12 protein-coding genes and 1 other annotated feature are annotated in these 14497 nt (G+C 48.2%); of the genes, 8 read left to right on the top strand and 4 right to left on the bottom strand.

Features of this window, described 5'->3' with window-relative positions:
• Positions 1 to 13: 13 nt before the first annotated feature.
• Positions 14 to 586, bottom strand: coding sequence for a class I SAM-dependent methyltransferase (locus OKS35_RS06375; protein WP_074036434.1), 573 nt, complete (start codon positions 584 to 586; stop codon positions 14 to 16).
• Complete coding sequence (locus tag OKS35_RS06370; protein WP_264092672.1) at positions 540 to 1514, bottom strand: TIGR01212 family radical SAM protein; 975 nt, start codon at positions 1512 to 1514, stop codon at positions 540 to 542. Before OKS35_RS06370 ends, OKS35_RS06375 begins: the two co-directional genes overlap by 47 nt.
• 178 nt (positions 1515 to 1692) lie before the next feature.
• On the opposite strand from OKS35_RS06370, the gene OKS35_RS06365 reads away from it, so the two are divergent.
• The 5 genes from OKS35_RS06365 (at position 1693) to OKS35_RS06345 (ending at position 8510) form a co-directional block, all read left to right on the top strand.
• Positions 1693 to 2883: an MDR family MFS transporter gene (locus tag OKS35_RS06365; RefSeq protein WP_236548930.1), complete on the top strand. Its 1191-nt coding sequence runs from the start codon at positions 1693 to 1695 to the stop codon at positions 2881 to 2883.
• A gap of 39 nt (positions 2884 to 2922) precedes the next feature.
• Positions 2923 to 3138: a binding site (T-box leader), on the top strand.
• Positions 3139 to 3177: 39 nt separating this feature from the next.
• Positions 3178 to 5583, top strand: coding sequence for a leucine--tRNA ligase (gene leuS, locus OKS35_RS06360; protein WP_264092671.1), 2406 nt, complete (start codon positions 3178 to 3180; stop codon positions 5581 to 5583).
• Between the two features lie 117 nt (positions 5584 to 5700).
• On the top strand, positions 5701 to 6828 hold the full coding sequence (locus tag OKS35_RS06355) for a hypothetical protein (protein WP_264092670.1): 1128 nt from the start codon (positions 5701 to 5703) through the stop codon (positions 6826 to 6828).
• A 17-nt stretch (positions 6829 to 6845) separates the two neighbouring features.
• On the top strand, positions 6846 to 7358 hold the full coding sequence (locus OKS35_RS06350; protein WP_214816178.1) for a hypothetical protein: 513 nt from the start codon (positions 6846 to 6848) through the stop codon (positions 7356 to 7358).
• A 315-nt stretch (positions 7359 to 7673) separates the two neighbouring features.
• Entirely contained in the window at positions 7674 to 8510 is an 837-nt protein-coding gene (locus OKS35_RS06345; protein WP_264092669.1) for a DUF2268 domain-containing protein, read from the top strand.
• Between the two features lie 104 nt (positions 8511 to 8614).
• Here OKS35_RS06345 and OKS35_RS06340 read toward each other — a convergent pair whose 3' ends face one another.
• Positions 8615 to 9880, bottom strand: coding sequence for an NAD(P)/FAD-dependent oxidoreductase (locus OKS35_RS06340; RefSeq protein ID WP_264092668.1), 1266 nt, complete (start codon positions 9878 to 9880; stop codon positions 8615 to 8617).
• A gap of 143 nt (positions 9881 to 10023) precedes the next feature.
• Between OKS35_RS06340 and OKS35_RS06335 the strand changes: the two genes are divergently transcribed.
• The gene (locus OKS35_RS06335) at positions 10024 to 11721 is read left to right on the top strand and encodes a polysaccharide biosynthesis protein (RefSeq protein ID WP_074036450.1); all 1698 of its coding nucleotides are present in this window, start codon (positions 10024 to 10026) and stop codon (positions 11719 to 11721) included.
• On the top strand, positions 11721 to 12434 hold the full coding sequence (locus OKS35_RS06330; protein WP_078147222.1) for a pseudouridine synthase: 714 nt from the start codon (positions 11721 to 11723) through the stop codon (positions 12432 to 12434). The genes OKS35_RS06335 and OKS35_RS06330 overlap by 1 nt, the downstream gene beginning before the upstream one ends.
• A gap of 93 nt (positions 12435 to 12527) precedes the next feature.
• Here the strand turns inward: OKS35_RS06330 and OKS35_RS06325 are convergent, their stop codons facing one another.
• The gene (locus OKS35_RS06325; protein WP_012726776.1) at positions 12528 to 12749 is read right to left on the bottom strand and encodes a DeoR family transcriptional regulator; all 222 of its coding nucleotides are present in this window, start codon (positions 12747 to 12749) and stop codon (positions 12528 to 12530) included.
• A 308-nt stretch (positions 12750 to 13057) separates the two neighbouring features.
• Here OKS35_RS06325 and pepV point away from each other — a divergent pair, with 308 nt between their 5' ends.
• A complete protein-coding gene (pepV, locus tag OKS35_RS06320) occupies positions 13058 to 14446 on the top strand; it encodes a dipeptidase PepV (protein WP_196430932.1) in 1389 nt (462 codons plus the stop codon).
• The last annotated feature ends 51 nt before the right edge of the window (positions 14447 to 14497 follow it).

Genomic DNA, 14497 nt, shown 5'->3' with positions numbered 1-14497 from the left:
AGCCGCCTTTTTCTTATGCACGTTTTTCAATCGCCACGATGAATGGGGGATGATTGACTTGGTTGATAAATCCATAACGCAGGACACCCGCCTGTTTTTGATCGAGGGACTCTACATAATGAAGCACCTCGTCTCGTTCGACTTTCCCACTTTCATGTCCGTGGTAAATCACGATGACGATGACGCCACCGACGGCCATGACGTCTAATAGTTGGGATAATGCGGCAATCGTCGTATTTCCGTGTGTCGTGATCGATTTATCACTTCCCGGTAAATACCCTAAGTTGAAGACGGCCGCGGTGATCGGACGCGCTTCCTTTTCAACGACCGCTTGGACCGTATCGTGACTATCATGAATCACGGTCACACGTTCACTGACATCCGCTTCTTCAACCCGCGCCTTTGTGGCTGCTACAGCTTCTGATTGGATATCAAAAGCATAGACATGTCCTGTCTCGCCTACAGCATTCGCTAAGAACAACGTATCGTGTCCGTTCCCGGCCGTCATATCGATGGCGACCTGACCTTCCTCGAGATGGTCATGTAGTAATTGTTTTGCAAAAGGTAGTACTCTCATTAATCCCATACATCTCATCCTTCTTTTTTCCTTGAAAAGAATCCCGGCGCTCCAATTCCGCACGAATCTTGTTTAGCACCTGCATCTTGTGACGGCTCCATAGCGGACCGATCAAGAGGTCGGGAGGACCGTCTCCTGTCAAACGATGGACGATCACCTCGGGGGGAATCCGTTCGAGTTGATCACAGACGAGGGAGACGTATGTGTCTTCCTCCATCAAGTCGAGCAGTCCTTTCTCATATTGACGGGCGAGCGGTGTGTGTTTCAAGACGTGAAGTAAATGGATCTTGATTCCTTGTATGTCCATTTTAGCAACTTCTCGTGCCGTGTCGAGCATCATCTCTGGTGTCTCACCTGGGAGGCCATTGATGATATGAACGCAGACACGAATGTTGTGACGGCGAAGTTTCGCAAGACCGGTCAAAAACGATTGATAGTCGTGCCCGCGATTGATCTTTTTAGCGGTGGTGTCGTGTACGGTCTGAAGACCAAGCTCTACCCAAAGGGAAGTCCGTTCATTCAACTCTGCTAAATAGGCGACGACGTCGTCCGGCAAGCAGTCAGGACGTGTCGCAATCGAGAGACCGACGACCCCATCCTCATTTAGTGCCGGTTCATACAATTCACGTAACCGCTCGACTGGTGCATACGTATTACTAAACGCTTGGAAATAAGCAATATAATTGGCATTTTTCCACTTCCGGTGGAGACGAGCCTTCACTTCTGCAAATTGAATGGGAATCGGATCGCAAGCATTTCCCGCGAAATCACCACTTCCATCGTCCGAACAGAAGGTGCATCCGCCTTTTGAGACACGTCCGTCACGGTTCGGGCACGTGAAGCCACCATCGAGTGGCACTTTAAACACCTTGCCCCCGTACTCTCGGCGATACGCCTCATTTAGTGTATGGTAGCGATTTTGACCGAATGGATTCATGTTCATCTCTCCTTCCTTGCTCATCCTATCACAAACGGAAAATGACAAAACTTCATAATAAGTAATTTTTCTTGACACTTCGTTGGCGTTCGTTTAGGTTTGATAAGGAAATCTTGTCGATTCGGCCTTTTTGTGCCGATTTTTTTAATGTGAAAGAAGAATGAAAGGAGGACTTGGTGTGAACAATAAAATGCCAATTTCGGTATGGATTTTAGTCATTGCGATGGCGCTCAATACAACGGCGGCGTCTTTTTTATGGCCATTTAACACACTGTATATTCATGATTTTTTAGGTGAGTCGATGACGCTTGCTGGGGTGGCGCTTCTTGTGAACTCGGCACTCGCGATTGTCGGGAACTACATCGGAGGGACGCTATTCGATCGAATCGGTGGGAAGACGACGTTGATGATTTCTGTCGGTCTCTTGCTCGCGAGCTCGCTTGGATTTTTACTGTTTCATGCCACGTTCTTCGGCTATCTCGTATGGCTCGGATTGATCGGTCTTTCAGGTGGACTCGTCTTTCCGACCGTATATGCGTTTGCGGGTCTCATTTGGCCAGAAGGGGGACGCCGTTCGTTCAATGCGATTTACGTCGCGCAAAACGTGGGGGTCGCCCTCGGTACGGCAATGAGTGGTCAAATCGCTCGATTTAACATCGAGTGGATTTTTTATGCGAACTTCTTCTTATCGGTCTTATTTGTCGTAGTGCTCTTGTTTGGACTGCGTTATTTGAAAAATCCGGCACGTCCTGTCGTTCAGTCGCAACTAGAAGCGGCAGCCACGACACTATCGAGTGCGACGATGAAATCGATGTGGTATGTCGCCGTCGGTTATGCGGTGCTTTGGTTCGTGTATGTTCAATGGCAGGGGACGATTGCGGTTCACTCGAAAGATCTCGGCGTCACAATCAGTCAATACTCACTCCTTTGGACAGTGAACGGGGCGATGATTGTCTTCGCACAACCGTTGCTCAACCGCGTCTTACGACAGTTTGAGGACGACTTAAAACGTCAATTGATCATCGGGGCATCCATCTTCCTCGGTGCGTTCTTGATTGTCCCATTCGCTGGTGGATTCGGGATGTTCATGGTCGCGATGGTTGTCATGACCATCGGGGAGATGTTTGTCTGGCCGGCTGTTCCGACGATTGCGGCGAAACTTGCCCCACCTGGGAAAGCTGGGCAATACCAAGGGCTCGTCAATATCGCAGCATCCGTCGGTCGAATGATTGGACCGACGTTGTCTGGTTTTGTCTATGACATGTTCGGCATTACAGCAGTCTTCGGCATGCTTCTACTACTTGCTACGTTGGCCTTAACGCTATTTGTCATCATGAAAGACATTCGTGTCACAGAAAAATCAAGTTGACGTTGAATTTCAGAATGGGCTAAAATAGACTACGATGAATAGCAAGCGTTGAAGAGGACTAGTAGCGAACGTTCCGTTTCAAAGAGAGTCGATGGATGGTGTGAATCGATAAGCGGATGTTGTGAACTCGCCTTGGAGCTGTTTTCCTGAAACGAGTAGGGAAAACCGGGGTTACGCCTCGTTACCGGCGTCTCAAGTGGCAGCAATGCAACATGGGTGGTACCGCGGAGAGCTTTCAAGCCTTTCGTCCCATTTTCGGGGACGGAAGGCTTTTTATTATGCAGAGGAGGAAGAATGTTGAGCTATTTTAAACATCAAGAAATCGAGCCGAAGTGGCAAAAGCGTTGGGAAGAGAAAGAAGCATTTAAAACGACAGAAGACCCGGAGAAGGATTGTTTCTATGTCCTTGATATGTTCCCGTACCCATCCGGTGCAGGTCTTCACGTCGGTCACCCGGAAGGTTATACGGCGACGGATATCATCGCTCGTATGAAACGGATGCAAGGATATAACGTTCTTCATCCGATTGGCTGGGATGCATTCGGTCTTCCTGCCGAGCAATATGCACTCGACACAGGGAACGACCCGCGTGAATTCACAGCGCGCAACATCGAGACGTTCCGCCGTCAGTTGAAAGAACTCGGATTCTCATACGATTGGGACCGTGAAATTAGCACGACGGACCCGAAATACTATAAATGGACGCAGTGGATCTTCACGCAACTCTTCGAACGTGGCCTCGCATACGTCGATGAAGTTGCGGTCAACTGGTGCCCGGCTCTCGGTACGGTCCTTGCGAACGAGGAAGTCATCGATGGCTTGTCAGAGCGTGGGAATCACCCTGTCTACCGTGTCCCGATGAAGCAGTGGGTGCTTCGTATCACAGAATACGCAGAGCGTTTGCTTGAAGACTTGGAAGGTCTCGATTGGCCTGAGAGCGTGAAAGAGATGCAACGCAACTGGATCGGCAAATCGGTCGGTGCCGAGGTCGACTTTAAGGTCGACGGTCATGATAAGATCGTCACAGTATTCACAACACGTCCAGATACACTTCACGGGGCGACATACGTGACACTCGCACCAGAGCATCCGTTCACGAAAGTGGTCACGACACCGGAACAATCGACGGCAGTCGAAGCATACATTGAGGAAGTCTCGAAGAAGACGGACCTCGAGCGTACAGACCTTGCCAAAGAGAAGACAGGTGTCTTCACGGGCGCTTATGCGATCAACCCGGTGAACGGCGAGAAACTTCCGATTTGGACAGCGGACTACGTTCTCTCGACATATGGGACAGGTGCAGTCATGGCTGTTCCTGGACACGATGAGCGCGATTATGAGTTTGCGAAAACGTTCGACCTCCCGATTCGTGAAGTCGTCAAAGGTGGAAACGTGGAAGAGGCGGCTTACGTTGAAGACGGTGAGCACGTCAACTCTGGTAGCTTGAACGGACTTAATAAAGTCGATGCCATCAAGACGATCATTGAAGAGCTCGAAGCTAGTGGCACAGGGCGTGCGAAGACGACATACCGTCTTCGTGACTGGTTGTTCAGCCGTCAACGTTACTGGGGCGAGCCGATTCCGGTCGTCCATATGGAAGACGGAACGATGAAGACGGTACCGGTCGAAGAACTTCCGCTCGAACTTCCGATCATCGATGAAATCAAACCATCTGGTACAGGTGAGTCGCCACTTGCGAACGCAGAAGAGTGGTTGACGTATACAGATCCGGTCACAGGGGAAAAAGGTCGTCGCGAGACGAACACGATGCCACAATGGGCAGGTAGCTGCTGGTACTACATCCGTTACATCGATCCAGATAACGAAGAGATGATTGCGGATCCTGAGAAACTCAAGCGTTGGCTTCCAGTCGACTTGTATATCGGGGGTACGGAGCATGCCGTTCTTCACTTGCTCTATGCACGTTTCTGGCATAAAGTCCTCTTTGATATCGGTGTCGTTCCGACGAGCGAACCGTTCCAAAAACTCTACAACCAAGGGATGATCCTCGGTGAGAACAACGAGAAGATGTCGAAATCTCGTGGGAACGTTGTCAACCCGGATGATATCGTGAAGTCGCACGGAGCCGATACACTCCGCCTTTACGAAATGTTCATGGGACCACTTGATGCGGCCATCGCATGGTCGACGAATGGTCTTGACGGGGCACGTCGCTTCCTCGACCGCGTCTGGCGTTTGTTCGATCAGACGAACTTCGCAGACGTGGCACCAACTGCCGACTTTGAACGCACGTATCATCAGACGGTGAAAAAAGTTACGGAGGATTATGAAGCCCTTCGCTTCAACACGGCAATCTCGCAGTTGATGGTCTTCGTAAATGAAGCGAACAAACAAGAGACGTTACCGAAATCACAAATGGTCGACTTCATCAAGATGCTTTCACCAGTCGCGCCACACTTGTCTGAAGAGTTGTGGGAGAAGATGGGCATGACGGAAGAGTTGACGTATGCGGCTTGGCCGACATACGATGAGTCAAAACTTGTAAGCGACACGATTGAAGTCGTCATCCAGGTGAACGGGAAACTCCGTGCGAAAATGCACGTCTCGCGTGACGCATCAAAAGAAGCACTTGAGGCGGAAGCACTCGGGAACGAGCGTGTCCAAGAGTTCACAGAAGGCAAGACGGTTCGTAAAGTCATTGTCGTTCCTGGAAAACTCGTCAATATTGTAGTTGGCTAACAAAAAGAATGTGTGACATTGTCGCACATTCTTTTCTTTTTAGTGAGGTCATTTTCTTTTATGGACGGTTTTGATACACTAAAGGGCGATACTGAAGTAGAAGGGGACGACATGTCCATGAAACGTTCTTATGTGCTATACACGACATTATGTGCTGTCGTGGTCGGTGTGATCCTTTGTTATGTTTTTGTCTTTTCAGATGAAGAGATTCAACGACAGGTCGCCTCGACATTTGAAAAAATTGATATTCAAACGAGTCATCAAACGGCCTCACTTCCACCCGTGGAAGCTGCGCAGGATGATGAAGATATCGATACGACCGATGCCCTCGAACAAATCAGTCAAATCGATGAAGTGTATTACAGTGACACGATCGGGGCGTATTTGGTCTTAACCGAACAAGCTGAATTTTTTGAAGTGAGCGGAAACGGGACGCGCGTCAACTCTGTGCTTCAACTTGAGAATCCAGGGAAACAGCGCCTCGATGATTTTATCGGGATGCGCATGGTCGAAGAAAATCTTGTGTATGCGGTGACAGCGAACGGTACGCTCATTACAATCGAGCGAGAAGAAGGACGCTGGGTCGAGCGGCCACGTAAACAAATCAAAGGACTCGTGTCGGAAGACCGAATCTTTGGTCTTGGGTATGACCGGGAAACGAAACGGCTGTTCATGATGAACCGATTGGCGGATACCCCGGACCTTGAGCTCCTTTATGTCGAAGAACGGGAGATCGAACCGGAGACTCCGGCCGATGACAAATCATCAGAAACATCGACTGACGCTGACACGAATACTCAAGAAACAGAAGAATCATCGGAAGATTCAACGATAGAAAACGTCTCGACGAATGACGATGTCTCGAGCGAAACGGCTGCAACTGAAGACTCGCCTGACAATGAGTCGAACGAACAAGAAGCGGAAGAAGAGAAACAAGAGCCCGAGACCGAATGGATGCTTGATTCACGACAAGCGTTATCTGCTGACGGGATGAGTGCTTCCATCCAGCAAAAATTCGAACGGTTCGAAGGAGTTGGGCTAGTCGAGAGGCAAGGACGCGTCTACGTGCTCGACTCTGAGGAGCTCGTTCTCTATACGGTCAACCCAGAAGAAGGGACCATCAACGGTCAGATGGTGACGCCTCGTGTGTATGATTCGACCGGTATGTTTTTACAAGACAATGAAATCTTTGCAATCGTCCACCCGGAAGTATTCGATTTAGATGCCTTCGTATCTGTGGACTGATCATGGGGGAATGACAGATGAGCAAACGTTACTTTTTTGAAGAAGTGAAACAATTCCACGAGACATTTGGACATCCAGGAGCGAAATCGCCGCAACCGTTGACGCTTGATCGTGCGACAAAACGATCGGTGTGGACGGCAGAGGAAGCGGTCGTCGAGTTTTTGCATCAATCATCGGAATCGGAAGAAGAGTTTTTACAAGCCATCGAGCAATTCCAAGTAGGATTCCAAAAGGCGGTTCAAAAATCGTTGCAAGACGCACCTCCGTCGGATGATGTGGAACGCCTCGTCGGACAAGGGGATGCATTGACGGATGCGTTATACTTTGTGATGGGCAGTTTCGTTGAACTCGGGCTCGACCCCGTTCCGTTGTTTGAAATCGTCCAGCGCGCCAATATGGCGAAACTTGGACCGGACGGGAAGCCGATCTTACGCGAGTCAGACAATAAAGTCATGAAACCTGAAGGATGGATGCCGCCCGAGCCGGAGCTCGAAAAAGAAGTGCGTCGTCAAATCGCAGGGAAAGAATAACCATAAACGGCTTGAGCCCTCATTAGAGTGGGTTCGAGTCGTTTTTTGTTGTGATGGTCGTGATGACATGCTGATATTAGATGGGATTGGAAAGGTTATGGGAGTAATTAATGGTATAATTTAACATAAGTAAGCGAATGAGGGATATTGATCATTGATATGGAGGTCATTTAACTGAAAAAGCTATTCGGTATTCTATGTTGTAGTTCAGCACTTCTGTTAGCAGCGTGTAGTGAGGATGAAAAAGAGTTAGAATCTAAAAAATCAGAGCCTGACGTTTCAATCGAAACGATAGAAATCAATGAAGAGAATAAATTGACAATCGTCCCACTCTATACCCAATACCAACAATATTTGAACGCATCCCTTGAAACAACCGATGCGGAGGAAAATAAACAAAACTTCAAAAAATATGTATTGGATTACATAGGGGAAGTCGGAGAGGAAGAAAAGATCGATACATCTATATTAAAAACGAGCTTTTCACTAAAGCCGACTCCTCATAAGCAACAATTGCTGAAGCAGTTAGACAAATTAATCGAGCAGCATGACGAGATTAAAGAGATAATTGCATCGACATATGCAGATTCAAATCAAATTCTCCCTAAAAAGAAGGGCATGGTGTTTATCGCACCGTATAATCCTGAATTCTTCTACGATAGTGGACCGATTGAAGGGGTAGGCGCCCAAGCGTATAAAGACACCTTCATCTTGTTTCTTGATACAGATTTTGACAAAGGTGTGTTAGCCCATTCGACGGCTCATGAATACCATCATCTGATTCTTCGTGATCAAAACGAATATAATCTGAGTTCGATTTTCGAGTCAGTGATTATTGAAGGGAAAGCGGATGCGTTTGCCGACCGCATTGTCAAAGGGGTAACGCCACCGTGGTATGTAGACGTTGATGAAGCGACCATGAAACATATTGCGAGTCGAGTGAATGATTATGAAACGTCCTTCACCGATTTTGTAGTCGGTAATTATCAAAAAGATATGCCACGTTGGAGTAACTATATTCTAGGGAGGGATGTGCTCCATGACTATTTGACGGCGCACCCAGAACTGTCGATTCCCGAATGGACCTTCAAAGAAGATCATGAGATTTTAGAAAAATACAAGTATCGAGATGTGATGGAATTGGAAAATTAAGTTGAAAAGAATGTTAAAAGGCTTGACCCTGAATGAGACAGGATCAAGCCTTTTGATTGTTAGTGATTACGATAGAACGCAGACGATGCGTTTGACCGAACCTTTTACCGCCCTGTCGCCAGTTCGGCTGCATGCGATCCGGCGCAATGTCCCGTTGTGAAGGCGGCCGTGATGTTGTAGCCACCTGTGTATCCATGAATGTCGAGTACTTCACCTGCAAAGAAGAGACCTGGTGCCTTCTTTGACATCATCGTCTGTGGTGCAACTTCTTTAACCGAAACGCCGCCACCTGTGACGAAAGCTTTATCAAAGTCGAGTGTCCCGACGGCGTGCATCTCGAACATTTTCAAACGTGTTGCGAAATCAATGACGGATTGCTTTTTCAACTGACTCGCATCTTCTTCTCCAAATGCGAGTTCTTCGAGCAATAAGTCAAGAAGTCGCTCAGGGATGTAGCCTTTCCATACGTTTTTAACGGCACGCTTCGGTTGGCTCTGTACTTGGTTCCACAGTTCCTGAACGAGCGCATCTCGTGACGTGTCCGGGAAGAAGTCGAGTGACAAGAGGACGACCTGTTCTTTGCTGCGCTTCCGTTCTTTGATCGTATATTGACTGCAACGGAGTGCGATTGGACCAGAGATCCCGAAATGGGTAAAGATCATGTCGCCTTGGTGCGTCTTGATGGACTTTCCTTTTTTGCCGTGTACCGTCAATGCGACGTCCCGTAACGATAATCCTTGAAGTTGTTTCGTTCCGATGAACGAATCGTTCAATTTGATGGGCACCTCTGTCGGGAAGAGTTCCGTGATGGTATGTCCGGCCTTCTCTGCCCATGGATAGCCGTCCCCGGTCGAACCGGTGTGCGGGACAGACTGACCGCCGACCGCGACGACGCAAGCTTTTGCCTCGAGCATCTCACCGTCCATCAACTCGACCGCATGAAACTCGTTTTCTTCATTAAAATGTAGCGTTTTGACTTCAGCCTTTTTTCGAATCTCGACGCCGAGGTCTTCAATCGCCCGAAGCAACGTGTTGACCACATCCTGTGCCTTATCCGTCACAGGGAACATGCGCCCATTATCCTCTTCTTTCAGCGGAATCCCGAATCCAGTGAAGAGGTCGATAATCGATTGATTGTCGAACTGAGCAAGGGCGCTGTATAAGAAACGACCATTGCCTGGGATGAACTGAATCAACTCATCGATTGGCTTTCGGTTCGTGACGTTACAACGTCCTCCACCTGAAATGGCCAATTTCCGACCAAGTTTTGAACCTTTATCAATCAGCAAGGTCGAAGCGCCACTTTTTGCCGCTGCATACGTTGCCATGAGCCCGCTCGGCCCTCCACCGATGACGATGACATCTTTCATAGGGTATCTCCTCATTTCTTCATCTATATGATTAGTAAAATTATCGTAACTTTATTATCCGTAACAGTAAGAGTATAATGAGAAGCGGTTGTTTTGTAAAACCGAATTCATTGAAATCGTTGATTTATAGATGGAGGTACCTCATGTCATCAAGCGCCAAACAAGATTCTGGAAGAGCCTCCTTCGTCAAAGGAACGCTTCTTTTATCAGCGGGAAACTTGATTTCCCGAATGTTAGGACTACTGTACACGTTCCCGTTCCAAGCGATGGTCGGGATTGCCGGAGTGACATTATATCAAGCAGCATATACGTATTATGCGATCATGATCTCCATTTCGACGGCAGGGATTCCCGTTGCCGTTTCGAAATTTATCGCAAAATATAATGCACTAGGAGAATACGGGACAAGTCAACGACTGTTCCGACAAGGGATGAAGCTGATGCTTGCGACCGGTGTCGTCGCTTTTTTATTACTCTTTTTTGCGGCACCATGGTTATCCGAACTGATGGTCCGAAACTCAGAGAACAATCAGCAATACATTGACTCGCTCACCCTCGTGACACGAAGCGTCAGTTTTGCCTTACTGCTCATCCCGGCGATGAGTATGGTACGTGGTTATTTCCAGGGACATCAAGACATGGCACCGACGGCAATCTCACAAGTGGTCGAACAGATTGTACGCATCCTGTTCCTCCTCAGTGGAACGATGCTCGTCTTGTTCGTCTTTGCGGATTCAAACTTCATTCAACCGATTGCCAATGCCCTCGGAGGGACGCAATCCGTTGAAACGACTGAATTGAACGGATTGAAAGTCATCGCGGTCACGATTGCGACGTTCAGTGCGTTCATCGGGGCAATCGGTAGTTTCGCCGTGCTCATCATGTATTGGAAGCGTCGGAAGGACATTCATCGTCAGACAGAGAATCCAGCGGGCACACCGGTTCGCTCGATGAAATCGTTATTGCTTGAATTGCTTAGCTATTCGATTCCAATCGTGATGGTCGGGGTATCGACCCCTCTCTATCAATTGATTGACCAATTGACGATGGTCAATACGTTGCTCAGTACGGGTGCGACCGTTTCTGAAGCAACGTCGGCGTATGGCTTTTTGACCGGGAACGCCCATAAAATTGTGTTGATTCCAGTCTCTGTCGCGGCGAGTGTATCGATGGCGACGATCCCGCTTGTGACTCGTTCGTTCACGACGGGGGACATGCAAAAAGTTCGAAATCAAGTAAACCATATTTTCCAAGTCTCGTTCTTCGTAACGATTCCTGCGGTCATTGGTCTCGTAGCACTTGCGGAGCCATTGTTTGGCACCTTGTTCCCGGGTGACCGTGAAGGATGGGTATACTTGTTCCACTACGCACCAAGTGCATTCTTCTTGGCCTATTACTCGGTCGCGGCTGCGATCCTCCAAGGGATCAACCGTCAGTACTTCACCATCTTTGCCACATCGATGGGACTGTTGACGAAACTTGCATTGAACGTACCGCTCGTCTATTGGCTCGGCGGAATCGGAGCCGGGTACGCGACCATCGCTGGATACATCGTGGCCATTATTCTCATGGTATGGATGATTCAACGAACGCTCCACTTCCCGTATAAGCAACTGCTTCGTCGCACCATCTTGATGTTCTTGATGGGTGGGGCGATGTTCGCTGCCGTCTTCCTCTCTCTTCTCGTTACAATGAATGATGAGGCGAGTTGGGGGAACGACATTTTTGCGACAATCGTGGGAGTGACAATCGGCGTTCTCGTATATGGATACCTCGGGTGGCGGAGCCATCTCGCAGGGAAATTACTAGGGAAACGCTTTGAATATCGGAGGAACGGATAATGCGAATTGATAAATTGCTATCGAACATGGGATATGGTTCACGAAAAGATGTAAAAATCTTATTGAAACAAGGGGCAGTGCGAGTCGATGAGACACCTGTAAAAGATGCGAAACGGCACGTCGACCCAGCATCAGAGAAAGTCACGGTGTTCGGGGAAGTGGTTGAGTATCGTCCCTACATCTATTTCATGATGAACAAGCCGGAAGGGGTCATCAGTGCGACTGAAGATCAAGTCGAGACGACAGTCATCGAGTTGATTGATCCAGAGTATGCCCATTATGACCTCTTCCCGGTCGGTCGTCTCGATAAGGATACGACGGGACTGCTCCTCATCACGAACGATGGCGCGTTCAATCATGCGCTCATGTCACCTCGCAAGCACGTCGACAAAGTATATATCGCCGAGGTCGACGGGGAGATGACAGTAGAGGATATCAAGACGTTCGCGAATGGGGTCGAGTTAGAGGACGGATATACGACGAAGCCGGCCCGTCTTGAAATACTGAGCAAGAGCGGACGTCGGTCGGTCATTCGCCTCACGTTGTCTGAGGGGAAATATCACCAAGTGAAAAGAATGGTCGCGGCGGTCGGCAAACATGTCGAACGATTGGAGCGTGTTCAAATCGGAAAGTTAGAACTCGATGAGACGCTTGAGCTCGGGGCATATCGTGAGTTGACGGAAGAAGAAGTTCAACTGTTTCTTCAATCATAAGAAGATGAGAGAATCTGTCTGATGGGCAGGTTCTTTTTTATGAGATGAAAAAAGAGACCTGAACGCCAGGTCTCTTGAATATACATATACAATTCAGTTTGCCGTCTTGAGTGAACGTTTTGATGAAGTCCACGTGCCACGGCTAGGGCTCTCCACAAGGTTATTGTACTCAAGTACGTTCAAATCACGTTGCACGGTACGTGACGTGATGCCGAACTCTTCTACTAGTTCTGAAGTGGTAACGGATTCCCTTTCATTGATGAACAAATAAATGGACTTGATGCGAGTTAACATCCGATCTGTTGAGCCTTTCATTGGATAACCTCCCAATGTGTAGAATAATGATAAACCATACCTACAGACGACAAAATGAAATATAAAATTGTTATTTTCTAAAATTACACCTTTAGTATACCGCTCTTGAGCAAAAATGCAAGTGGAAAGCACGAACAATCTGTTTGTAAAGATTTGATTATGAACGTAAATATCGAATGAAGATTATATTTTTACATTGAAAAGAAGCTGAAACACGAACGAAAAAAACTTTTCTAAATGAATGTTCGTCTTTCATACATTTGGATATACTAGTAAGGGAGAGAACATTCGCAAAAGGGGAGATGAACATGAATTGGAGACAGGAAGTCGACAATCGTAAAGACGCATTTTTAGAAGATTTGAAAGGGTTACTTCAAATCCCTAGCGTACTCGATGAATCGAAAGCTGCGCCGAACATGCCGTTTGGTCCGGAGGTTCGTCAAGCGCTTGACTACATGTTTGAAATCGGTGAGCGAGATGGATTTAAAACAAAAGACGTCGGAGGTTATGCGGGACATTTGGAATATGGAGACGGGGAGGAAATCGTCGGCATCCTATGTCACCTTGACGTCGTCCCAGCAGGGGAGGGATGGACGTATGGCGCGTTCAACCCGACCATCACGACTGATGGGAAAATTGTGGCACGCGGAAGTAACGATGATAAAGGGCCATCTATGGCTGCATACTACGGGCTACGAATTGTCAAAGAGCTCGGGCTACCACTTTCAAAGCGGGTCCGTTTGATTGCAGGTTGCGATGAAGAGAGCGAATGGCGCTGTGTCCGCGAGTATTTCAAACAAGAACAAATGCCGACGTATGGATTTGCGCCAGATGCGGATTTCCCGATCATCAATGCTGAAAAAGGGTTGTATGATGGTGTGTTGACTCAATTACCGATTCAACGTGTACCAGGTTCTGCCTACCATCTCGTGTCATTCACGAGTGGGGAGCGTCCGAATATGGTGCCGGACTTCGCGAAAGCCGAATTGAAGACGGATGAGGTACTCGAGGAGAAGTTCGAGGCCTATCTCGAAAAATATGAAGCGGACGGAACGTGTGAATACGACCGTGGCACATATACGTTTACGATGAAAGGAAAAGCGGCGCACGCGATGGAACCGGATAACGGGGTCAACGCGGCCTACGTCCTCGCTGGATTCTTGTTACATCTTCCACTTGATATTCAAGGCGAGCGCTATGTTGAATTCGTTCGTCACGTATTCGCCGATTCTCGTGGGATTTCGCTTGGGATTGAAGCGAGCGATGAGACGGGCGACTTGACGATTAATGGCGGTGTCTTCCGATACAATGAAGAAGAGCGTACGGCGACGGTCAACATTCGCTATCCGTATACGGCCAAATTCGAAGAACGGTTACAAAACCTACGTGAAATCGCTTTGTCATTTGGGTTCGAGTTGAAGACCCGTCAACATATGCCGCCTCATCATGTGGCAGAAGATCACCCACTCGTGAAGACACTAGCAGGCGTGTACGAGCGTCAAACGGGAGAACATGCAAACTTGATGGCCATCGGAGGCGGAACGTATGCACGTTCGCTCGAGGCAGGTGTCGCATTTGGCGCATTGTTCCCAGGTGCTAAAGATGTGGCGCATCAGGTCGATGAATATATGGAGATAGAAGATTTATTACGTGCCGCGGCAATCTATGCTGAGGCCATTTACGAGCTCGCTAAATAAGAAACAAGGAGAGCTGGCTGGTATAGTCGGCTCTCTGTCCTTTAGGAAGGA

Source organism: Exiguobacterium sp. N5, from assembly GCF_025842465.1.
GTDB classification, from domain to species: Bacteria; Bacillota; Bacilli; order Exiguobacteriales; family Exiguobacteriaceae; genus Exiguobacterium; species Exiguobacterium profundum.
Note: the sequence above shows the minus strand (reverse complement) of the source record. Positions and strands in the feature narration are given on the sequence as shown.

What these genes read in the sequence shown, in the direction of transcription:
- OKS35_RS06355 (WP_264092670.1), top strand. Translation starts at nt 5,701, where the DNA reads ATGAAACGTTCTTATGTGCTATACACGACATTATGTGCTGTCGTGGTC.
- OKS35_RS06350 (WP_214816178.1), top strand. Translation starts at nt 6,846, where the DNA reads ATGAGCAAACGTTACTTTTTTGAAGAAGTGAAACAATTCCACGAGACA.
- leuS (WP_264092671.1), top strand. Translation starts at nt 3,178, where the DNA reads ATGTTGAGCTATTTTAAACATCAAGAAATCGAGCCGAAGTGGCAAAAG.
- OKS35_RS06370 (WP_264092672.1), bottom strand. Translation starts at nt 1,514, where the DNA reads ATGAATCCATTCGGTCAAAATCGCTACCATACACTAAATGAGGCGTAT.
- OKS35_RS06330 (WP_078147222.1), top strand. Translation starts at nt 11,721, where the DNA reads ATGCGAATTGATAAATTGCTATCGAACATGGGATATGGTTCACGAAAA.
- OKS35_RS06375 (WP_074036434.1), bottom strand. Translation starts at nt 586, where the DNA reads ATGGGATTAATGAGAGTACTACCTTTTGCAAAACAATTACTACATGAC.
- OKS35_RS06325 (WP_012726776.1), bottom strand. Translation starts at nt 12,749, where the DNA reads ATGAAAGGCTCAACAGATCGGATGTTAACTCGCATCAAGTCCATTTAT.
- pepV (WP_196430932.1), top strand. Translation starts at nt 13,058, where the DNA reads ATGAATTGGAGACAGGAAGTCGACAATCGTAAAGACGCATTTTTAGAA.
- OKS35_RS06340 (WP_264092668.1), bottom strand. Translation starts at nt 9,880, where the DNA reads ATGAAAGATGTCATCGTCATCGGTGGAGGGCCGAGCGGGCTCATGGCA.
- OKS35_RS06335 (WP_074036450.1), top strand. Translation starts at nt 10,024, where the DNA reads ATGTCATCAAGCGCCAAACAAGATTCTGGAAGAGCCTCCTTCGTCAAA.